The sequence below is a fragment of the Pseudonocardia sp. GCM10023141 genome, assembly GCF_042653605.1.
The window spans coordinates 1-21,496 of sequence record NZ_JBHSIR010000018.1; the positions used below are offsets into that span (position 1 = coordinate 1).

Here is a 21,496-nt window from a genome sequence, read left to right on the forward strand (position 1 = left end):
ACGGGTTGACCCGGGTGCTCGCGATCGAGCTGCTCACCGCCGCCCGCGCACTCGACCTGCGCGCCCCGCTCATCCCCGCCCCGGCCACCGCCGCCGCCCGCGACGCGCTCCGCACAGGAGTCGCCGGGCCCGGCCCGGACCGCCACCTCGCCCCCGAGATCGACGCCGCCGTCGCGTGCGTCGTCGCGGGCACCGCCGTCACCGCAGCAGAGACGATCACCGGACCGCTCCGGTAGGAAAGGATCCATCATGGACGGAGCACGTCCGGTGCGCGCCGCACGCGGCACCACGCTCACCGCCCGCAGCTGGCAGACCGAGGCGCCGATGCGGATGCTCATGAACAACCTCGACCCCGAGGTGGCCGAGCGCCCCGACGACCTGGTCGTCTACGGCGGCACCGGGCGCGCCGCCCGCAGCTGGGGCGCGTTCGACGCCATGGTGCGCACGCTCACCACGCTGCGCGAGGACGAGACGATGCTCGTGCAGTCGGGCAAGCCCGTGGGCGTCATGCGCACCCACGAGTGGGCGCCCCGCGTGCTCATCGCCAACTCCAACCTGGTCGGCGACTGGTCGACGTGGCCGGAGTTCCGCCGCCTCGAGCAGCTCGGTCTCACCATGTACGGCCAGATGACCGCGGGCTCGTGGATCTACATCGGTACCCAGGGCATCCTGCAGGGCACCTACGAGACGTTCGCGGCCATCGCCGACAAGCGCTTCGACGGGACGCTTGCCGGCACCCTGACCGTCACCGGCGGCTGCGGCGGCATGGGTGGCGCGCAGCCGCTCGCCGTCACCCTCAACGGCGGTGTCTGCCTCGTCATCGACGTCGACGAGTCCCGGCTGACCCGCCGCGTCGAGCACCGCTACCTCGACGAGCTCGCCACCGACCTCGACGACGCGATCACCCGCTGCGCCACCGCGCGCCGCGAGCGCCGGGCCGTGTCCGTCGGACTGGTCGGCAACTGCGCCACCGTGCTGCCGGAGCTGCTGCGCCGCGGCGTCGAGGTCGACATCGTCACCGACCAGACCTCCGCGCACGACCCGCTGTCCTACCTGCCCGCCGGTGTCGACATGGACGACTGGGCCGACTACGCCGCCACGAAGCCCGAGGAGTTCACCGACCGGGCGCGCGAGTCGATGGCCCGGCACGTCGAGGCGATGGTCGGGTTCCTCGACGGCGGCGCCGAGGTCTTCGACTACGGCAACTCGCTGCGTGACGAGGCCCGCCAGGGCGGCTACGACCGCGCGTTCGCGTTCCCCGGCTTCGTGCCCGCCTACATCCGGCCGCTGTTCTGCCAGGGCCGCGGCCCGTTCCGGTGGGCCGCGCTCTCCGGCGACCCGGCCGACATCCACGCCACCGACGACGCCGTGCTGGAGCTGTTCCCCGACGACGACCGGCTGCACCGCTGGATCCGCGCCGCCCGCGAGAAGGTCGCGTTCCAGGGCCTCCCGGCCCGTATCTGCTGGCTGGGCCAGGGCGAGCGCGACAAGGCGGGCGCCCGGTTCAACGAGATGGTGGCCGACGGTCGGCTGTCCGCGCCGGTCGTGATCGGCCGCGACCACCTCGACACCGGGTCGGTCGCCTCGCCCTATCGCGAGACCGAGGCCATGGCCGACGGCTCCGACGCCATCGCCGACTGGCCGCTGCTCAATGCGCTGGTCAACACCGCGTCGGGCGCCACGTGGGTGTCGATCCACCACGGCGGCGGCGTCGGCATCGGCCGGTCGCTGCACGCCGGGCAGGTCACCGTCGCCGACGGCACCGAGCTGGCCGCGCAGAAGCTGGAGCGCGTCTTGACCAACGACCCGGCGATGGGCGTCATCCGCCACACCGACGCGGGCTACGACGACGCCGCGGAGGTCGCCGAGACGCACGGCATCCGCATCCCGATGCGCGAGGAGCCGTCGAGAACGAACCTGTGATGATCGAATGGCTTGTTCGATCTTCATAACTTCGTTCTCGACGGGATGGGGGAGTAGGAGTGGAGCAGCGGTCCATCGATGTCATCCCCGATGACGAGCGGCACGGCTCGCCGCGCAGCCAGTTCACGCTGTGGTTCGGCGCCAACATGCAGATCACGGCCGTCGTCGACGGGGCGCTGGCCGTGGTCTTCGGCGCCGACGCGCTGTGGGCGATCATCGGGCTGCTCATCGGCAACCTCGCCGGCGGTGCGGTGATGGCGCTGCACTCGGCGCAGGGCCCGCGGCTGGGCCTGCCACAGATGATCTCCAGCCGGGCGCAGTTCGGCGTCTACGGCGCCGTGGTGCCGCTCGTGCTGGTGGTGATCCTCTACCTGGGCTTCGCCGCGACGGGCACGGTGCTGGCGGGGCAGGCGGTCAACCAGATCCTCGGCATCGCCGCGGCGCCGGTCGGCATCGTCGTCTTCGGCGTGCTGACGGCGGTGGTGGCGGTGCTGGGCTACCGCTGGATCCACGTGCTGGGCCGCGTCTCCACCGTCGTCGGGATCGTCGGGTTCACCTACCTCGCGTTCCGCCTGCTCAGCGCCAACGGCCTGGGCACGCTCATCGGTCTCAAGCCGTTCGACGGGGCGACGTTCCTGCTGGCCGTCTCGCTGGGCGCGGGCTGGCAGCTGACCTTCGGCCCCTACGTCGCCGACTACTCGCGCTACCTGCCGCGCGCCACCGAGGAGCGCACGACGTTCCACGCCACGCTGTGGGGCAGCGTGCTGGGCTCGCAGTGGTCGATGACGTTCGGCGCGCTGATCGCGGCCGTGCCCGCGTCGGGGTTCCTGGACCACCAGGTCGGCTTCCTCGGCGACCTCGCCGGCGGCGGTCTCGTCGCGATCGCGATCTACCTCGTGATCGTGGTGGGCAAGCTGACCGTCAACTGCCTCAACGCCTACGGCGGGTTCATGTGCCTGCTGACCGCGGTCACCTCCACGACCCGGTCGGCCCGGGTGTCGCGTGCCGGGCGGATCGCCTTCATCGGCGGGTTCCTGCTGGTGTCGGTGCTCATCGCGCTGCTCGCCTCGGCCGACTTCCTGGGCAACTTCAAGAACTTCGTGCTCGCGCTGCTCATGGTCTTCACGCCGTGGAGCGCGATCAACCTCGTCGACTACTACCTGATCTCCCGCGAGCGCGTCGACATCCCCGCCCTCTACGACCCGGACGGCCGCTACGGCCGGTGGAACCGCGTCGCGCTGGTGACCTACGCGATCGGGATCGTCGTGCAGGTCCCGTTCATGGCGCAGACGCTCTACACCGGACCGATCGCGGACGCGCTCGGCGGCGCCGACGTCTCGTGGATCGTCGGGCTCGTCGTGACCGCGGGGATCTACTACCCGTTGGCCCGCCGCACCGCCCGGCCACCGGCCGACATGATCTATCCAGCAGGAGCGCTGACCGGATGACCTTCTCCTCGATGTGGGCCGACCTCGCACCCGTCGGGCGCGATCCGCGCTCCGGCGGTTACCGGCGCTTCGCGTGGACCGGCGAGGACGCCACGCTGCGCGAATGGTTCGACGGGGAGGCGCAGCGCCGGGGCCTCGACGTCACGCTCGACCGCGCCGGGAACCAGTGGGCCTGGTGGGGCAACCCGGACGCCGACGGCCCCGGCATCGTGATCGGGTCACACCTGGACTCGGTGCCCGACGGCGGCGCTTTCGACGGCCCGCTGGGGGTGGTCTCCTCGTTCGCGGCGCTGGATGCGTTGCGCGAGCAGGGTTTCACGCCGGGCCGCCCGATCGCCGTCGCCAACTTCGGCGACGAGGAGGGTGCCCGGTTCGGCATCGCGTGTGCCGGGTCGCGGATCCTCACCGGCGTGCTCGACGCCGATCGCGCCCGCGGCCTCACCGACACCGACGGCGTCTCGATGGCGGAGGCGATCACCCGGGCCGGGCGCGACGCCGCCGCGCTGGGTCCCGACCCCGAGGCGCTGCGCCGGATCGAGACGTTCGTCGAGCTGCACGTCGAGCAGGGCCGCGGGCTCGCCGACCGGGACCGGGCCGTCGCGGTCGGCTCGGAGATCTGGCCGCACGGGCGGTGGCGCCTCGACCTGCCCGGCGAGGCCAACCACGCCGGCACCACCCGGCTGGTCGACCGCCGCGACCCGATGCTGGCACTGGCCGAGTTCGTGCTGGCCGCCCGGTCCGCCGCGACCCGGCACGGCACCGTCGCGACCTGCGGCAAGGTGCGCATCGACCCGGGTGGCGTCAACGCGATCCCGTCACACGTCACGGCCTGGCTGGATGCGCGTGGTGCCGCGACCGCAGACGTGCGCGCGGTGGTGGCGGAGCTGACCGAGCTGGCGGCCGGCCACGGTGGCACCGTCGCCGAGGAGTCCTGGACGGGCGCCACCCCCTTCGACACCGCGCTCACCGCCCGCCTGGCCGCGCTGCTCGACGACGCTCCGGTGCTCGCCACCGGCGCCGGCCACGATGCCGGGATACTGGCGACGGCGGGCATCGCGACCGCGATGCTGTTCGTCCGCAACCCGACCGGCGTCTCGCACTCGCCCGCGGAGTTCGCCGAGGAGGCCGACTGCCTCGACGGCGTGCGCGCACTGACCCGTGTGGTCGCGGAGCTCGCGCGATGACCGCGTACTGGGCCGAGCACGCGCTGTTGCCGGGTGGGGTCGCGGCGGGGGTCACGTTCGTCGTCGAGGACGGGCGCTTCACTGCCGTCACCGCCGCGACGCCCGCGGGTGCCGCCCTGCGGCTGCCCGGGGTGGTCCTGCCGGGCTTCGCCAACGCCCACAGCCACGCCTTCCACCGGGCGCTGCGGGGCCGCACCCACGATGGCGGCGGCACCTTCTGGACGTGGCGGGACCGGATGTACGCCGTGGCCGCCCGGCTGAACCCCGACACCTACCTCGCGCTGGCCCGTGCCGCCTATGCCGAGATGGCGCTGGCCGGTGTCACGGCGGTGGGGGAGTTCCACTACCTGCACCACGACCGCGCCGGGCGCCCCTACGCCGACCCGAACGCGATGGGCCACGCGCTGCGGCAGGCAGCGGCCGACGCGGGAGTCCGGCTGACGCTGCTGGACACCTGCTACCTCGCCGGTGGTTTCGGCCGCGACGGCTCCGGCGCGGACCTGGACGACGTCCAGTGCCGCTACTCCGACGGCGACGTCGACGCCTGGGCGGCGCGGGTGGCTCACGGTCCGGCCAACGGCGTCGCCGTGCACTCGGTGCGCGCGGTGCCCCGCACGGCGCTGAGCACGGTGGCCGCGGTGGCGGCGGGCCGCCCGCTGCACGTCCACCTCTCCGAGCAGCCCGCCGAGAACGAGGCCTGCCTGGCCCACCACGGCCTGACCCCGACGGGGCTGCTGGCCGCCGAGGGGGTGCTCGCGGCGACCACCACCGCCGTGCACGCCACGCACCTGACCGGCGACGATGTCGCCCTGCTGGGCACCACCGGCACGGGGGCCTGCTTCTGCCCCACCACCGAGCGCGACCTCGCCGACGGCATCGGCCCGGCCCGGGCCCTGCACGACGCCGGCGTGGCGCTGTCGCTGGGCAGCGACCAGCACGCCGTCGTCGACCTCATCGAGGAGGCCCGCGCGCTCGAGATGCACGAACGCCTCGCCACCGGCGAGCGCGGCCGGTTCACCCCGCCGCAGCTGCTCGCGGCACTCACCGCGCACACCGCGCTGGGCCACCCCGATGCCGGACGGCTGCTGACCGGCGCCCGTGCCGACCTGGTGGCGGTGCGCACCGACACCGTCCGCACGGCAGGCGCCGACCCGGCGCAGATCCTGCTGGCCGCCACCGCCGCGGACGTCGACACCGTGCTCGTGGACGGGGCGCTGGTCGTGTCCGGCGGGCGGCACCGGCTCGGCGACGTCGGGGGGATGCTGCGCTCGGCCATCGCACCGCTGTGGGAGCCGGTGTGAACAATGGGGACATGGCCGACCCGGTGCACATCCGTCCCATCGAGCGCGGCGACCTGGAGGGGTGGCTGCCGCTGTGGGAGGGCTACAACGCCTTCTACGGGCGCGCGGGCGACACGGCGCTGCCGGCGTCGATCACGCAGGTCACGTGGCAGCGCTTCTTCGACGCCTACGAGCCGGTGCACGCGCTGGTGGCCGAGACCGACCGCGGCCTCGTCGGGCTGGTGCACTACCTGTACCACCGCTCGACCACGGCGATCGCCCCGCTCTGCTACCTGCAGGACCTGTTCACCAATACGGCCACCCGCGGCCAGGGTGTGGGCCGGGCACTGATCGCCGCCGTCGACGAGCAGGCCCGACTGGCGGGTTCGCCGCGCGTCTACTGGCACACCCACGAGACCAACTCGATCGCGCGCCGCCTCTACGACCAGGTCGCCGACCGCCCGGGGTTCATCATGTACAGCCAGGCCCTCTCGTGAGCAGGCTGGTCACCGGGATCGGTGAGCTCGTCACGCAGGACGCCGAGCTCGGCACCCTGCACGACGCCGCCATCCTCGTCGAGGACGGGCTCATCGGCTGGGTCGGACCCGCCGGTGCCGCCCCCGCGGCGGACAGCCGCGTCGACGTGGGCGGGCGCACGGTGGTGCCCGGGTTCGTCGACCCGCACTCCCACCTCGTCTACGACGGCGACCGCGCCGACGAGTTCGCCGCGCGCATGGCCGGGGTCCGCTACGACGGCGGCGGGATCGCCCGCACCGTCACGGCCACCCGCGCCGCGTCCGACGACGTCCTGCGCGCGCTGCTGGCGTCGCGGGTCGCGGAGATGCGCTCGCAGGGCACCACCACCGTCGAGATCAAGAGCGGCTACGGCCTGACCGTCGCGGACGAGGTGCGGGCGCTGCGGCTGGCCGGTGAGGTGACGCCCGAGACGACGTTCCTCGGCGCGCACGTGGTGCCCGCCGGGTCGAGGCCCGACGACTACGTGGCGCTCGTGGCGGGGGAGATGCTCGCGGCCTGCGCGCCGCACGCCCGGTGGATCGACGTCTTCTGCGAGCCGGGCAGCCCGCACGCGTTCGACGGCGACCAGGCCCGCACCGTCCTGGAGGCGGGCGCGGCGGCGGGGCTGCAGTTGCGGGTCCACGGCAACCAGCTCGGCCACGGTCCGGGCGTGGCGCTGGCCGTGGAGCTGGGCGCCGCCAGCGTCGATCACTGCACGTTCCTGACCGACGCGGACGTCGCGGCGCTCGCCGGCGGCGACACGGTGGCCACGCTGTTGCCGGGTGTCGAGTTCTCCACGCGCTCGCCCTACCCGGACGCGCGTCGGCTGCTCGCGGCGGGCGCCACGGTGGCGCTGGCCACCGACTGCAACCCCGGCACCTGCAACTCGTCGTCGATGCCGCTGATGATCGCCCTGGCGGTCCGGGAGATGGGGCTGACCCCCACCGAGGCGCTGTGGGCGGCGACGGCGGGCGGCGCGCAGGCGCTGCGCCGCACCGACATCGGGGTGCTGCGCCCCGGGATGCGGGCCGACCTGGCCGTGCTCGACGCCCCCAACCATCTGCACCTGGCCTATCGACCAGGGGTGCCGCTGGCGCGGGCGCTGGACGTCACGGGCTGAGGGCCCGACGCACAACCGACCGCGCCAACCAGTTGGCCACGGCGCCGATGTCGAGACGTCGGCGCGGTGGCTGCTGGGTCGGCGCGGTGGGGTCGGCGCGGTGGGGTCGGCGCGGTGGAGTCAGGCCAGGTCGGGCCACGTCAGGGCCGCGGCACCCCAGGTGGCGCCGCCACCGAACGCGGCGAGCGCGATCTTGTCGCCGGCGCACAGGGTGCCGGCGTCGGCCGCGTCGGCCAGCGCGAGCGGGATGGAGGCGGCGGCGGTGTTGCCGACGCGGTCGAGGTTCATCAGCGCGCGCTCGGGCGCGATGGCGAGCCGGTTGGCCGTGGCCTGGAGGATGCGGCTGTTGGCCTGGTGGCCGACGAACCAGTCGACGTCGCCAGGGGCCCAGCCCACGCGCGCGAGCACGGAGCGGGTGGCGGCCGTCATGAACCCCACGGCGTGGCGGTAGACACTCTGGCCCTGCATGGTGAAGAACGCGTCGGCCGGGTCGTCGCTGGCCGGGCGCCGGGAACCGCCGCCGGGCACGATGATCAGGTTCTCCATCGCACCGTCGCTGCCGAGCTCGATGTCGAGGATCGCGCCGTCCTCGCCCAGCTCCGCCCCGCGCAGCACCACCGCGCCTGCGCCGTCGCCGAAGAGGAACGCGGTGGCGCGGTCGGTGGGGTCGATGATCGTGGAGAAGGTGTCGGCCCCGATGAGCAGCGCGGTCTCGGCCGCACCCGCGCGGATCATGCTGGACGCGACGGTGAGCCCGTAGAGGAACCCGGAGCACACGGCGTTGACGTCGAACGCGGGCACCGTGCCCAGTCCCAGCCGCCCGCTGACCGCGGGTGCGGTGGCGGGGCAGCTGTGGTCGGGGGTGGTGGTGGCCACGATGACGACGTCGACGGCGTCGATGCCCGCCGACTTGAGCGCGCGGGCGCCTGCTTCGACCGCGAGGTCGGACGTGGCCGTGCCGGGGTCGACGTAGTGGCGCTGCCGGATGCCGGTGCGCGCCCGGATCCACTCGTCGGACGAGTCGATGCGCTCGATCAGCTCCTCGTTGGTGACCACGCGCGGGGGTACGGCGCCGCCGATCCCGGCGATCGCTGCGGCCGCGGCCGTCACCCCATCACCCCCTGCTCGATGAGCAGGCGGGAGGCGGGCAGGCCCGAGAGCGGGTCCACGAGGTTGGCCACACGCTTGAACCTACGCGTGACCCGCCGGTAGCGGTTCGATTCGAGATGCAGCCAACGGGCACGCGTCGGCTCGCGGCGAGCGTCACGAGGAACTCGATCTGCCCGGCCGGGTCCACCGTGACGAAGCCGCCGATGGTGGGAGCGGTGACGCCGTAGTCGGCGAAGGTGATCGGGATGCTGCCCGCGATGTCGATGGCGGCGCCGTTGCGGGTGGCGGTGAGCGTGGCGGTGGCCTGGTGGGTGCCGTCCACGGTGCCGGTCGGGGCCGCGCCGACTGCGCTGCCGACCGCGAGCAGCGCGACGGCGAGCACGCCGCCGATGAGCCATCGCTTCGAGTGCGTGCGCAGGGCACGAGACCTTCGAGATTCGATTGAGCTTTCAACTGAAATCGGACGATAGCCGCGTGGCGGCCGCCACAGCGTGCGGGGTTGCGACGCTGGACCAATTTGGTCCAGCATGGACCACATCGGTCCGCAGGACCGGGAGAGGGGCCGGTGCCATGCGTCCGACCAGCGAGCAGATCGACCGCGTGATCCTGGACGCGGCGGCGCACGCGTTCGCCGTGCACGGGTTCGCCCGGACGTCGGTGCAGCAGGTGGCCGACGCCGTCGACTACTCCAAGACCGGCCTGCTGCACCGCTTCCCCAGCAAGCAGGCCCTCTACGACGCCACCGTCGAAGCCACCCGCCTCGTCGTCGAGCAGGTGCTCGCCACCGCGGCCGCGACACCGGCGGGAACGGCCCGCACGGTCGCCATGCTCGACGCGGTCGGGCGGCTCACCCAGGACCGGCCGGGGCTGGTCGAGCTGCTGCTCGAGTCCACCCGGCCGGGCTGCGTCGACCCGGCCCGCGAGGAGCTCAACGGCCTCGTCGTCCGCGTGATCGAGACGCTCGCCGGCGCCGTCGACTCCGCGGAGCACCGCCTCCGCACCGTGCTGGCCCTGCGCCTGATCGTCGACGCCGTGCTCAGCCAGGACCACGAGGAGGTCCGGCTCGACTGCGAGCACCTGCAGCGCCTGATCGTCGAGCTCGCCGCGGGCGTGCTCGGGCTCGATCCGGCGCTCCACACACCCACACGACCTGTCGGGGAGACATCGTGACCACCAGCGCGACCTACGAGCCCATCCCGCAACCCAGGCCCCGTCCGATCATCGGCAACCTGCGCGACATCGACCCCGAGAAGGGGATCTTCTCGCTGGTCGACCTGATCGACGAGCACGGTCCGATCTTCCGGCTGGAGATCCTCGGCACCGAGCTGATCTTCGTCGGCTCCCAGGAGCTCGTCGACGAGCTGTGCGACGAGGAGCGGTTCGACAAGAACATCAGCACCCCGCTGCGGCACGTCCGCGACTTCGCAGGAGACGGGCTGTTCACGGCCGAGACCGAGGAGCCGAACTGGGGCGCCGCCCACCGCATCCTGATGCCCGCCTTCGGCCCGGCGGCGCTGCACGAGATGTTCGACGGCATGGTCGACATCGCCGATCAGCTCCTGCTCAAGTGGGAGCGACTCGGCGCCGAGCACCGCATCGACGTCGCCGACAACACCACCCGGCTCACGCTCGACACGATCGCGCTCTGCTCGTTCAGCCACCGCTTCAACAGCTTCTACTCCGAGCAGATGAACCCGTTCGTCGACGCGATGGTGCGCGCGCTCGTCGAGTCCGGGGAGCGGGGCAACCGGCTTCCCGGCCAGACCGGCCTGATGGTGCGCACCCGCCACCGCTACGAGGACGACAAGCGCCTGCTCAACAGCGTGGCCGACGAGCTCATCGCGGAGCGGCGCCGTCGCCCGCTCCCCGACGGGGAGCACGACATCCTCGACACGATGCTGATGGCCACCGACCCGCAGACCGGTGAGCGGCTCTCCGACGAGAACGTGCGCTACCAGCTCATCACGTTCCTCATCGCCGGCCACGAGACCACCAGCGGCCTGCTGACGTTCACCCTCTACGAGCTGATGCGCCACCCCGAGGTGCTGGCGTCGGCCCGCGCGCAGGTGGACGAGGTGCTGGGCAACCGGGCGCCGCGGTTCTCCGACCTGGTGCGGCTCACCTACCTGGACCAGATCCTCAAGGAGTCGCTGCGGCTGTGGCCGACGGCTCCGGCGTTCTCTCTCCAGGCACGGACCGACACGACGATCGGTGGTGGCCGCTACCCGCTGCGCAGGGGCCAGGCCGTCACGGTGATCACCCCGTCGCTGCACCGCGACCCGGCCGTCTGGGGCCCCGACGCCGCGGAGTTCAACCCCGACCGGTTCTCCTTCGACCGGGCCACGACGCTGGCGGCGAACGCGTGGAAGCCGTTCGGCAACGGGCAGCGCTCGTGCATCGGTCGCGGGTTCGCGCTGCAGGAGGCCACCCTGTTCCTGGCGATGATGCTGCAGCGCTTCGACCTGTCCCCGGCCGACCCGGACTACCGGCTCAAGATCAAGCAGACGCTGACGATCAAGCCGGAGGGCCTGTACGTCCACGCGCGCCGGCGCGCCACGACGATCGTCGCGGGAGCCGAACCGGCCGCCACGCCTCGCACCGCTGCGGCTTCCGGGGAGGCGAACGACATCCCGGTCACGGTGCTCTACGGCTCCAACGCCGGCACGTCCGAGGCGTTCGCCCAGCGCATCGCCAACGACGCCCGGCAGCGCGGCTACAGCCCAACGGTCGCCACGCTCGACAGCAGGGTGGGCACGCTGCCCACCGACGGCCTGCTCGTCGTCGTCACCTCCTCCTACGAGGGCCAGCCGCCCGACAACGCCCGCGCGTTCCTGCCGTGGGTGCGCACCCTGCCGGCCGGGGCGCTCGACGGTGTCCGGTACGTCGTGTTCGGGTGCGGCAACAAGGACTGGGCGCGCACCTACCAGGCCATCCCCACGGCCGTGGACGAGAACCTGGCGCGCGCAGGCGCCCACCGGGTGCTGCCCCGCGGCGAGGCCAACGCCCGCGGTGACTTCTTCGGTGACTTCGAGGACTGGTACGGCGGGTTCTGGGGCCCGGTGAGCGCCGCGTTCGGTCAGGACGGGGCCGCGCCCGCCGCGTCGCCGCTGCTGGAGGTCGAGTTCGTCGGCGCCACGCGCGACCCGATCCTGCGGCAGAACAAGCTGCAGCTGGGCACGATCGTGGCCAACCGCGAGCTGGTGGACATGACGGCGGCGGGGGCCCGGTCCAAGCGGCACCTCGAGATCGCCCTGCCCGCGGGTGCGACCTACCGCGCCGGTGACTACCTGGCCGTGCTCCCGCTGAACCCCGCGGCGTCGGTCGACCGGGCGCTGCGCCGGTTCGGGCTCGCCCGCGACGCCCAGACCGTGATCCGCATCGGGGCGGGCGGGCAGACGTTCCTGCCGCTCGACTCGGCCGTGACGGCGGGGGAGCTGCTGGCCAGCTACGTCGAGCTCGCGCAGCCGGCCACGCGCCGCCAGCTCGAGGTGCTCGCCGAGGCCACGGTGTGCCCGCCCGACCGGGTGGCGCTGCAGGCGCTCGCCGATGACCCGGACCGCCATCGCGACGAGATCCTCGCCCACCGCGTCACGGTGCTCGACCTGCTCGAGCGCTACCCGGCCTGCCAGCTGCCGTTCGCGGCGTTCCTGCAGCTCCTGACGCCGCTGACCCCGCGGCAGTACTCGATCTCGTCGTCGCCGCGGTGGCGCGACGACCACGTGACGCTGACCGTCGCCGTGCTCAACGCGCCCGCGCTGTCGGGCAGCGGCACCTACGAGGGCACGGCGTCGACCTACCTCGCCGGTGCCCGGCCGGGCACGAAGGTCGCCGTCACGGTGCGCCCGTCGAACCTGGCGTTCCACCCGCCCGCCGAGCTGACCACGCCGATCGTGATGATCTGTGCGGGCACCGGGCTGGCCCCGTTCCACGGGTTCCTGCAGGACCGCGCGTTGCAGGCAGCCGAGCTGGGGGAGCGGCCCGCTCCCGCGCTGCTGTTCTTCGGCTGCGACCACCCCGAGGTCGACTACCTCTACCGCGACGAGCTCGCCGCGTGGCAGCGCGACGGCGTCGTGGACGTCCGGCCTGCGTTCAGCGCGGCGCCGTCGGACGGGGTGACGTTCGTGCAGGACCGGCTGTGGGCCGACCGTGCCGAGGTGGCGGAGCTGTTCCGCCGCGGCGCGACCGTCTACGTGTGCGGTGACGGCCTGCGGATGGCGCCTGCGGTCCACGACACCTGCGCCCGGATCTACGCCGAGGCCACCGGGGCGTCCGCGGCGGCGGCGAGCGCCTGGATGACGGAGATGGAGCGCGACCACGCCCGGTACGTGGCGGACGTGTTCGCCTGAGGGTCCAGGACTACCAACCGGCCGGCCTGGCGTCGGCGGGCTGGGCAACCCGCTGATCGTGCCGGGCCGGCTCACCGCGCCGATTCTGGGCATCGACCAGGGGCGCGCCACCGACCTGTTCTCCGCGATGATGGGCAAGATGATCTCGCCGCAGAACCTCTCGATCGGCGCCACGGCGATCGGGGCAGCGCGGCACGGAGGGTCACCTGCTGCACCAGCCGTTCCTGTGGTCGGTGGCGCTGGCCGGCGTCGTCGGCGTCATCTCGCAGCTGCAGGCCACCGTGTTGACGTGGATGATCCCGGTCCCGTAGCGGGCCCGGCGCCACTACGCTGACGCGGCGGCACCGACTCCCCTGCGCCGACTCCCGTGCGGCGGGCCCTGACGGAGGTGTGAATGAGGCGGCGAACGGCTGACCTGTGGTCGCCCGCTCTCGGCAGGAACCTGTCGGTCGTCGCCTACGGCCACTACGGCCGTCCGGTGCTGGCCTTCCCCGCGGAGAACGGCAGCGCCGTCGACCTCGAGTCCCACGGCCTCGTCGACGCCGTCGCCGACGCGATCGACGGCGGGCAGCTCAAGCTGTACTGCGTCGACAGCATCGACGGGCAGACCTGGTCGAACCGGTCGTTGCCGCTGGAGGAGCGGGCGCGGCGCCACGACGCGTACGAGTCGTGGATCGTCGACCAGGTCGTCGGCCTGATCCACGAGGACTGCGGCGGGCCGGAGCCGATCGTCGTCACCGGGCCCAGCCTCGGTGCGTTCCACGCCGCCAACATCGCGCTGCGCCGGGCCGACCTGTTCCCGCGCGCGCTGTGCCTGTCGGGCAACTACGACCCGGCGTCGTGGCACGGCTGGGGCGAGCGCGGCGAGGCCCTCTACTTCCACAACCCGATCGACTACGTCGCCAACCTGCACGGCGAGCACCTCGACTGGCTGCGCGCCGCGGTGGCACTGACGCTGGTGTGCGGGCAGGGCATGTGGGAGGACACCACCGGCGCATTGCCGAGCACGCGGAAGCTTGCCGAGCTGCTCGGCTCGCGCGACATCCCGCACGAGCTGGACCTGTGGGGCAACGACGTGGCGCACGACTGGCCGTGGTGGCAGCGCCAGTTCGCCCACCACCTGCCGCGGATCACCGGAGGCAACCTGTGAACAAGCACCTCGTGGGGCTCCTGCTCGGCACCGAGGAGGACTGGCCTGCCGCGTTCGAGGAGCTTGCGCGCCGCGCCGGCCCGATCCGCGACGCGGCAGGCCAGCAGCACGAGCTCGACGTCGAGCGGATCACGATCGAGCCGTTCGACCTGCGGGCCACGCCGAGCTACGACCTCGTCATCGACCGGCTGGCGTACTGGTACTACGTGCCGCGCGAATGGCTCAAGAAGGTCGCGTTGATGGACGACGTGTACCTGCTCAACAGCCCGTTCACGTTCCAGTCGATGGAGAAGCACGCGGCGTACTGCGCGATGATGCGCCTCGGCCTCAAGGTGCCGGAGACGGTGCTGGTGCCGTTCAAGAACCCGCCGGACAACGCGAAGTGGGCCTACACGGCGGCCCGCTACAACAAGCCGTTCGACCTCGACGAGATCGCCGAGAAGATCGGCTACCCGATGTTCATGAAGCCCTACGACGGCGGGGCCTGGGTGGGTGTCACCCACCTGCAGGGCCCGGCCGACCTGCACGCCGCCTACGATGAGTCCGGCCAGCGGCTGATGCACCTGCAGAAGGCGGTGGAGGGCTACGACGTCTTCGCGCGGTCGCTGTCGATCGGGGCCGAGACGATGGTCATGAAGTTCCGTCCCGAGCTGCCGATGCACGATCGCTACGAGGTGGCCCACGACTTCCTCACCCCGGAGGTCGGCGACGAGGTCGTCACGATCTCGCGGCTGGTCAACGCGTTCTTCCGGTGGGAGTTCAACTCGTGTGAGAACCTCGTGGCGGGCACCGAGGTGCACCCGATCGACTACGCCAACGCCTGCCCGGACGTCTCGCTGACGTCGCTGCACTACTACTTCCCGTGGGCGATGGGCGCGCTGGTGCGCTGGACGGCCTTCTGCGCCGTCACCGATCGCAGGCCCCGGATGGATCTGGACACGGCCACCTACTTCGCCATCGCCGACCGCGATGACCTGTCCTACACCGACAAGCTCGCCGCCTACCGGCGCCTGGCCGATGACTACTTCGAGACCGACCGCTACCGCGACTTCTGCGCCAGCAGGCTCAGCCACCTCGACGCGGTCGTGCTGGAGTGGGTGGAGAGCGCCTCGTTCGACCAGCTGCTCATCGACACCGTGCGCGCCACCTACCCGCCCGCCGAGCACGACCGGTTCATCGCCCACTTCCGCGGGCTGGTCGGGTTGTGGGTCCACGACGCGAAGGCCGCCACCTGAACCGTCGCCCCTGAAGCTGTCGCCCCCTGAAGCTGTCGCCCCCTGAAGCCGTCGCTCCTGAACCCGTCTCAGCGTGAGACTCCGACGCCCGCGCGAGCGGGGGCGCCTGTGCGACAGTCGTACGGGACCGACGCGACGACGCGTCCGACGGAGGTGCGGTATGGCCGAGGAGGCACAGCTCTCGGAGCGGGAGCAGCTCGCCGCGTCGCGGGGGGTCGCGACGGTGGGTTCCCGGCTCACCGCATCCTGGCGGCGCAGCGCGAGCTACGGGGTGTCGCTCGACGCGGTGAGCCCCACGTTCGCGGGCGGCGTCGACGACGGGTCGCTGTTCTACGAGTGCGGCCAGGAGGTGCTGCGCGGGCTGCACGCGACGCTGGCCGACGAGCCCGTCAGCCTGATGCTCACCGACAGCGAGGGTCTGGTGCTCAGCCGGGTCTGCGGCGAGCGCGGCATGCTGCGCGCCCTCGACGACGTCTACCTCGCCCCCGGGTTCGGCTACTCCGAGCGCGAGGCCGGCACCACCGGTCTCGGGCTGGCACTGGCCGATCGGGTGCCGTCGCTGGTGCGCGCCGATCAGCACTACTGCACCAAGCTGTGGGGATACACCTGCGCCGCGGTCCCCGTCATGGATCCGACCACGGGTGAGCTCGTCGGCAGCGTCAACCTCACCACCTGGGCGCAGCAGTCGTTCAACCTGCTGCTGGCGCTGGCGCAGAGCGCCGCGGGCAACACCGCGGCCCTGATGCTGGCGCGCGGGCGGGGTCGCACCTCCCGCCCGGTGGCCCGGGGTGAGGTGTTCCGCGTCCACCTCGCCCACCCCGACGAGGACGAGCCGCTGCCCGCGTTGTCGGGCGGCTGGGGCACCGCGCTGGCCGAGGTCGAGGCGGCGCTGGCCGCCGGGCGGTCGGTCGGGGTCGTCGGCGAGCCCGGCGTCGGCAAGACCGCGCTGCTGGCCGCCGCGCTCGGCGGGGTCCGCCCGCACGACCGGGTGCTCACCGCGCGCCCGCCGCAACCGCAGGACGCGCCGGCGTGGCTCGCGCTGTGGAGCCCGGAGCTGGGCAAGGAGAACACCAGCATCATCGTCGGGCGCGTCGACGCCCTGCCGTCGTGGGCCGCGGCCGAGCTCGCCGGGATCGTCACCGGCGCTGGCCGGTCGTTCACGGTGACGGCGCCCGGCCCCGACGGCGTGCCCGCGCCGTTGCGTGAGCTGCTCGACACGGTCGTCGAGCTCCCGGCGCTGCGCCACCGCCTCGACGACGTGCTGCCGCTCGCGCACTACTTCGGCCACCGCGCCCGCGGTCGCGCCGTGCGGTTCACCCCGGCAGCGGCGCGCGCGCTCACCACGTTCCACTGGCCCGGCAACGTCGCGCAGCTGCGCGACGTCGTCCGGGCGGCGGTGGCCCGCGCCGACGTCGTGGACGCCCGCCACCTCGCCGCCGAGGTCTTCAGCGGGGCGACGCGGCGGCTGACCCGGATCGAGACGGTGCAGCGCGACGAGATCGTCCGGTGCCTGCGCGAACCCGGCACGACCGTCGCGCAGGCGGCCACGATGCTCGGGATGAGCCGCGCCACGATCTACCGCCGGATCGCCCAGTACGGCATCCGCGCGCAGGGCCACGACGCCGGCTGAGCCTGCTCGGCACCGATCCCCGCCGCCAGACCCTTATCCGACCCCTACCCACGACAGGAGTGCGGCAGTGCTGGCGTCCCCACAGCCCGATCCCGAACCCGACCGCGAACCGAGCGGTCTGATCGGCTCGGCCCAGCGCGCGCTGAGGGTGCTGGAGGTGGTGGCCGCCGCGGGTGACGCGATCACGGCCAAGGCGGTGGCGCGCCGCGCCGGGTTCAAGCTCAGCACGACCTACCACCTGCTCAACACCCTGGAGCACGAGGGCTACCTGGTCCGGCTCGGTCACGGGATGGGCTTCCGGCTCGGCGACAAGATCGGTAGCCTGTCGCGCCACCGGACCGCCGACGGTGCGCGGTGCGCGTCGTGCGGTGTCGGTCCCCAGCACGTCGATTCCCAGCACGTCGATTCCCAGCGGCACGAGGCCACGACACCGGCGTGATGCCGGTGTCGTGGCTCGACCGTCAGCGCTCGTAGACCGCGGTGATGGTGGCGCGCGCCAGTGTGTGGGAGAACAGGTTGAACCCGAGGAACGCCGGTGTCGCGCCCTTGGGCACTCCGAGCGTCGCGACGTCCACCGCGTGCACGACCACGTGGTAGTGGTGCACGCCGTGGCCCTCCGGCGGGGCCGCACCGAGGTAGCGCACCAGCCCCGCGTCGTTGGGCAGGGTGATCGCACCCTCCGGGAGCCGTGAGCCGTCGGGGCTGCCGGCGTCGGTGGGTAGCGACGTGACGTCGGCGGGGATGTCGGCCACGGCCCAGTGCCAGAACCCGCTGGCCGTGGGCGCGTCGGGGTCGTAGCAGGTGACGGCGAAGCTGCGGGTGGCCGTCGGGAAGCCCTGCCAGCTCAGCTGCGGTGAGACGTCCGCGCCGCCCGCCCCGAAGATGCCGCTGACCTGCGGTGCCTTCAACGGCACGCCGTCGGCGATGTCGGTGCTGGTCACCGTGAAGGTGGGCACCTCGGGCAGGAAGCCGTAGGGGTCGGGCGGGGCGGTGACGGGTGCGCTCGTCATGACAGCTCCTTGGTGAGCTCGCGGGCGATGAACTCGGCCTGGCGGATGGCCAGCGCCACGATCGTCAGCGTCGGGTTGGCGGCGGCGCCGGTGGTGAACTGGCTGCCGTCGGACACGAACAGGTTGGGCACGTCGTGGGCGCGGCCGAAGCGGTCGATCACGCCGTCGCCGGGGCGCAGGCTCATCCGGGCGGTGCCGAGGTTGTGCGTGGAGGGGTAGGGCGGTGTCTCGATGGTGCGCACGGCCCCGACCGCCTCGTAGATCGACGTGCCCTGCCGGGTCCCGTGCTTGCGCATGGCCACGTCGTTGGGGTGGTCGTCGAAGTGGACGTTGGCCACCGGTAGGCCGTTCGCGTCGGTGGTGTCGCCGCTGAGCGTGATGCGGTTGGTGGCCTGCGGCATGTCCTCGCCGATGATCCACATCCCGGCGGTGTTGCGGTAGCCGTCGACGATCGAGGTGAGCTCGGGACCCCAGCTGCCGGGTGCGACGAACTTCGCGAAGAACGCCGGACCCAGCGCGATCGTCTCCATGTAGTAGCCGCCGGCGAACCCGCGGCCGAAGTCGAGGCGCGACTCGTCGGCGATGACACCGGCCATGGTCTCGCCGCGGTGCATGTTCACCGGCTTGTCGAACTGGCCCCACGCCGTGGCCGTGGTGTGGCGCATGTAGTTGCGCCCGACCTGGCCGGAGGAGTTCGCCAGCCCGTCCGGGAACAGCGCCGATGCCGAGAGCAGCAGCAACCGCGGCGTCTCGATCGAGTTGCCCGCCACGCACACCACGCGGGCCTTCTGGCGCCGCAGCGTGCCGTTGCGGTCGACGCAGACGACACCGGTGGCCAGGCCCCTGCTGTCGTGCAGGATCTGGGCGGCGTGGCTGTCGGGCCGCAGGTCCAGGTTGCCGGTGAGCTCGGCCTTGGGCAGCTCCGCCACCAGCGTCGACCACTTGGAGCCGTTCTTGTCGCCCTGGAAGTTGAAGCCGTCCTGGATCGACGCGGGACGCCCGTCGTAGGGCTCGGCGTTGGTGGCGTAGGGACCGGTGGAGTACTTCGTGTAGCCGAGCTTCTCCGCGCCGTTCGCGAACACCTTGTAGTTGTTGTTCGCCGGCAGCGGGGGCCGACCGTGGCGGTGGGTCACGCCCATCTTGATCTCGGCGCGGTCGTAGTAGGGCTCGAGCTCGGCCAGCGTGATCGGCCAGTCCAGCAACGTGGCGCCCTCGACGTCGCCGTAGGTCGTGCGGGCGTGGAACTCGTAGGGCTTGAACCGCGGGCAGGCCCCGGCCCAGTGCGTGGTGGTGCCGCCGACCGCCTTGACGATCCAGGCCGGCAGGTTCGGGAAGTCCTTGGCCACCCGCCAGCTGCCCGACGTGGTGCGGGGGTCGGTCCAGGCCATCTGGCCGAACGCCTCCCACTCGTCGTTGAGGTAGTCCGCGCCCGTCAGGTGCGGGCCGGCCTCCAGCACGACGACCTTGATGCCCTGCTGGCACAGCTCGTTGGCGAGGGTGCCGCCACCCGCGCCGGAACCGACGATCACCACGACGTCGTCGTCGTCATAGGCGAAACGATTCATGCCGACACCTCCTCGATACGCGGCTCCGGGAGCCAGTCCAGATCGTTGAACCCGCGATTGAGGTAACCGCCCTTGTCGAACGACGGTCCCTCATAGCCGAGCAGTTCCCACACCTCGTGGTCGTCGTAGAGAGCGACCACCGCGATGTCGACGACGGCGCGGAAGAACGGGGTGTCGGCGACCCCGCGCAGCACCACGCCGGCAGCGGCGGCGTCGAGCGCGGTGAAGGGTGCATCACCGAGGCGGTCGAGGTCGTCGAGGCCCTGGAGCAGCTGGGCGAGCAGGCGCGGGTCGGCGCCGGCCTGCTCGACGACCTTGTCGGCCGTGCGCTGGTAGGGGCCGTCGGGAAAGGTGGGATGGGGGAAGGCGTGGCGGATGAGCTGGGTCAGCGTGCGGCGGGCGGCGGCGCCGAGCAGGGCGCTCATCGACGGATTCCGATTCTCATATCCCATGAATAGTCCGGGTCCGGGACATGGGCAATGCGCGGTATTTCAGGGATCGGAAAAGGGTCGAGTTTTGGTGATCGGTGAAATATTCCCGGATTCGGCGGCCGGGGAGCACCGGCCCTATCGGGGTCCTCAGGCCAGGATGACCATGACCGCGGTGTCGTCGGGGTGGTAGCCGCGATGGTGCTGCGCGACGGAATGCAGGACGCTGTCGACGATCGCGACGGCGTCGAGGCGGCCGGGCCGTTGCGCGAGCACCGCGGCGAGCCGCTGGTCGCCGAAGAGCTCCTGTCCGCGGCCGGCGCGGGCCTCGGTGACGCCGTCGGTGTAGAGCACCAGCGCGTCGCCGGGGCCGAGGGTGAAGTCGACGTCGGGGAGGTGGACGTCGCAGGTCATGCCGAGGAGCCTGCCGCGGGCGGGCGGCACGTCGATGCCGCCGTCGGCCCGGCGGATCAGGACCGGTTCGTGCCCCGCGCTGCAGAGGACCCCGGTGACCCCGTCGGGCCCAGGGTGCAGGCGGGCCACCGCCGCCGTCACGAGCTTGGTGCGGCCGTGCTGGGCCAGCAGCGCGTCGTGCAGCCGGCGCAGGACGCCGCCGGGGGTCGCATCGGGATGCGCCGCCTCGGTGCGGATGGTGTAACGGGCCAGCGCGGTCAGCTTGGCGGCCTCCACCCCGTGGCCGCAGACGTCGCCCATCACGGCCCACCAGCGGCCGTCGGTCTCGAAGAGGTCGTAGAAGTCCCCGACGACCTCGACGCCGTGCCCGGCGGGCAGGTACGCCGCGGCGGTGTCGATCCCCGGGATGGCAGGCAGCTGTGGCGGCAGCAGGCTGTCCTGCAGCGATCGGGCCAGTGCCGCCTGCTCGTCGCGCGCGTCCCGCATGGCGTTGACCTGTGCCCGGGAGAGCGCGAGTGCTCGGTGCAGTTGGACCTCGACCCCCACCGCCCTGGCGAGCGTGGCCACGCCGCGCCGTTGGGATGCCGTCCAGGTGCGCGGCTCGCTGTCGGTGACGCACAGCCCGCCGATGACGTGGCCGACCGCGTCGCGGACCGGGTGGACGATGCAGGCCCCGATGCCCAGCAGCGTCACCGCCGCGAGCGATCGGGTGCGGTCGTCGCTGCGGGCGTCCTCGACGAACAGTGCGGTGTCGGTGGCGATGACGATCTGGCTGAGGCTGTCCTCGACGCTCGCCTCCCGCCCCAGGCCGGGTTCCACGCCCACCGTGCTCTTCCAGAACGACCGGTGGGCGTCGACGACCGTGAAGAACGCGCGCCGGCCGCCCGCGACGTCACGGGCGAGCCGGACCAGGTCGTCGAAGTGGGTATCGGGTGCGGTGTCGAGCAGCCCACTCCGGGCCACCGCCAGCAGCCGATCCGGATGGATCACCGCGGTGGAGATCTGCGCGACGTCCGGGACGACGGGTGTCCTGATCAGGTCCGACGGTCCAAGGGCCGGCTCCCGCAGTGCCGTCTCGTCGTGCGGTGCCATGGCGGAGCCCTCTGTGGAAGTCGGCACCCTGTGATGCATGGGCGA

At 72.5% G+C, this 21,496-nt stretch carries 17 protein-coding genes and 3 pseudogenes; 14 read left to right on the plus strand and 6 right to left on the minus strand.

The genetic code is table 11. The features are described 5' to 3' along the window. The 7 genes and pseudogenes from ACFPFQ_RS09410 to hutI all read left to right on the plus strand — a co-directional run. A pseudogene (locus tag ACFPFQ_RS09410) lies at positions 1-236 on the plus strand (histidine ammonia-lyase); the annotation flags it as partial. Between the two features lie 13 nt (positions 237-249). After that, the gene (gene hutU, locus ACFPFQ_RS09415; protein ID WP_379616908.1) at positions 250-1,923 is read left to right on the plus strand and encodes a urocanate hydratase; all 1,674 of its coding nucleotides are present in this window, start codon (positions 250-252) and stop codon (positions 1,921-1,923) included. Between the two features lie 59 nt (positions 1,924-1,982). Further along, on the plus strand, positions 1,983-3,371 hold the full coding sequence (locus tag ACFPFQ_RS09420; protein WP_379616910.1) for a purine-cytosine permease family protein: 1,389 nt from the start codon (positions 1,983-1,985) through the stop codon (positions 3,369-3,371). Next, complete coding sequence (locus tag ACFPFQ_RS09425; RefSeq protein ID WP_379616912.1) at positions 3,368-4,555, plus strand: allantoate amidohydrolase; 1,188 nt, start codon at positions 3,368-3,370, stop codon at positions 4,553-4,555. Before ACFPFQ_RS09420 ends, ACFPFQ_RS09425 begins: the two co-directional genes overlap by 4 nt. Continuing rightward, complete coding sequence (locus tag ACFPFQ_RS09430) at positions 4,552-5,856, plus strand: formimidoylglutamate deiminase (protein ID WP_379616914.1); 1,305 nt, start codon at positions 4,552-4,554, stop codon at positions 5,854-5,856. The genes ACFPFQ_RS09425 and ACFPFQ_RS09430 overlap by 4 nt, the downstream gene beginning before the upstream one ends. Positions 5,857-5,867: 11 nt before the next feature. Beyond that, on the plus strand, positions 5,868-6,332 hold the full coding sequence (locus tag ACFPFQ_RS09435) for a GNAT family N-acetyltransferase (protein WP_379616916.1): 465 nt from the start codon (positions 5,868-5,870) through the stop codon (positions 6,330-6,332). After that, positions 6,329-7,471: an imidazolonepropionase gene (gene hutI / locus ACFPFQ_RS09440; protein WP_379616918.1), complete on the plus strand. Its 1,143-nt coding sequence runs from the start codon at positions 6,329-6,331 to the stop codon at positions 7,469-7,471. The genes ACFPFQ_RS09435 and hutI overlap by 4 nt, the downstream gene beginning before the upstream one ends. 120 nt (positions 7,472-7,591) lie before the next feature. On the opposite strand, the gene ACFPFQ_RS09445 is transcribed toward hutI, so the two are convergent. Further along, a complete protein-coding gene (locus ACFPFQ_RS09445) occupies positions 7,592-8,581 on the minus strand; it encodes a beta-ketoacyl-ACP synthase III (RefSeq protein ID WP_379616920.1) in 990 nt (329 codons plus the stop codon). 4 nt (positions 8,582-8,585) lie between these two features. Continuing rightward, entirely contained in the window at positions 8,586-9,119 is a 534-nt protein-coding gene (locus ACFPFQ_RS09450; protein ID WP_379616922.1) for a hypothetical protein, read from the minus strand. A 32-nt stretch (positions 9,120-9,151) separates the two neighbouring features. Here ACFPFQ_RS09450 and ACFPFQ_RS09455 point away from each other — a divergent pair, with 32 nt between their 5' ends. The 7 genes and pseudogenes from ACFPFQ_RS09455 to ACFPFQ_RS09485 all read left to right on the plus strand — a co-directional run. Beyond that, a complete protein-coding gene (locus ACFPFQ_RS09455) occupies positions 9,152-9,751 on the plus strand; it encodes a TetR/AcrR family transcriptional regulator (RefSeq protein ID WP_379616924.1) in 600 nt (199 codons plus the stop codon). Then, complete coding sequence (locus ACFPFQ_RS09460) at positions 9,748-12,927, plus strand: bifunctional cytochrome P450/NADPH--P450 reductase (protein ID WP_379616926.1); 3,180 nt, start codon at positions 9,748-9,750, stop codon at positions 12,925-12,927. Before ACFPFQ_RS09455 ends, ACFPFQ_RS09460 begins: the two co-directional genes overlap by 4 nt. Before the next feature lie 127 nt (positions 12,928-13,054). Next, positions 13,055-13,238 (plus strand): annotated as a pseudogene (locus ACFPFQ_RS09465) (L-lactate permease); the annotation flags it as partial. A gap of 83 nt (positions 13,239-13,321) precedes the next feature. After that, complete coding sequence (locus ACFPFQ_RS09470) at positions 13,322-14,077, plus strand: esterase family protein (RefSeq protein WP_379616928.1); 756 nt, start codon at positions 13,322-13,324, stop codon at positions 14,075-14,077. Then, complete coding sequence (locus ACFPFQ_RS09475; RefSeq protein ID WP_379616930.1) at positions 14,074-15,312, plus strand: ATP-grasp domain-containing protein; 1,239 nt, start codon at positions 14,074-14,076, stop codon at positions 15,310-15,312. Before ACFPFQ_RS09470 ends, ACFPFQ_RS09475 begins: the two co-directional genes overlap by 4 nt. Before the next feature lie 160 nt (positions 15,313-15,472). Continuing rightward, positions 15,473-16,942 (plus strand): GAF domain-containing protein, encoded by a 1,470-nt coding sequence (locus ACFPFQ_RS09480; protein ID WP_379616932.1) that lies wholly within the window; start codon positions 15,473-15,475, stop codon positions 16,940-16,942. Between the two features lie 70 nt (positions 16,943-17,012). Beyond that, positions 17,013-17,267, plus strand: a pseudogene (locus ACFPFQ_RS09485) (helix-turn-helix domain-containing protein); the annotation flags it as partial. 136 nt (positions 17,268-17,403) lie between these two features. Here the strand turns inward: ACFPFQ_RS09485 and ACFPFQ_RS09490 are convergent. The 4 genes from ACFPFQ_RS09490 to ACFPFQ_RS09505 all read right to left on the minus strand — a co-directional run bounded on the left by ACFPFQ_RS09490 (position 17,404) and on the right by ACFPFQ_RS09505 (position 21,478). Then, a complete protein-coding gene (locus ACFPFQ_RS09490) occupies positions 17,404-17,952 on the minus strand; it encodes a YbhB/YbcL family Raf kinase inhibitor-like protein (protein ID WP_379616934.1) in 549 nt (182 codons plus the stop codon). Beyond that, positions 17,949-19,517 (minus strand): GMC family oxidoreductase, encoded by a 1,569-nt coding sequence (locus ACFPFQ_RS09495; RefSeq protein WP_379616936.1) that lies wholly within the window; start codon positions 19,515-19,517, stop codon positions 17,949-17,951. The genes ACFPFQ_RS09490 and ACFPFQ_RS09495 overlap by 4 nt, the downstream gene beginning before the upstream one ends. Further along, positions 19,514-19,942, minus strand: coding sequence for a hypothetical protein (locus ACFPFQ_RS09500; RefSeq protein ID WP_379616938.1), 429 nt, complete (start codon positions 19,940-19,942; stop codon positions 19,514-19,516). Before ACFPFQ_RS09500 ends, ACFPFQ_RS09495 begins: the two co-directional genes overlap by 4 nt. Before the next feature lie 153 nt (positions 19,943-20,095). Next, the gene (locus ACFPFQ_RS09505; protein WP_379616940.1) at positions 20,096-21,478 is read right to left on the minus strand and encodes a PP2C family protein-serine/threonine phosphatase; all 1,383 of its coding nucleotides are present in this window, start codon (positions 21,476-21,478) and stop codon (positions 20,096-20,098) included. Positions 21,479-21,496: the final 18 nt, after the last annotated feature.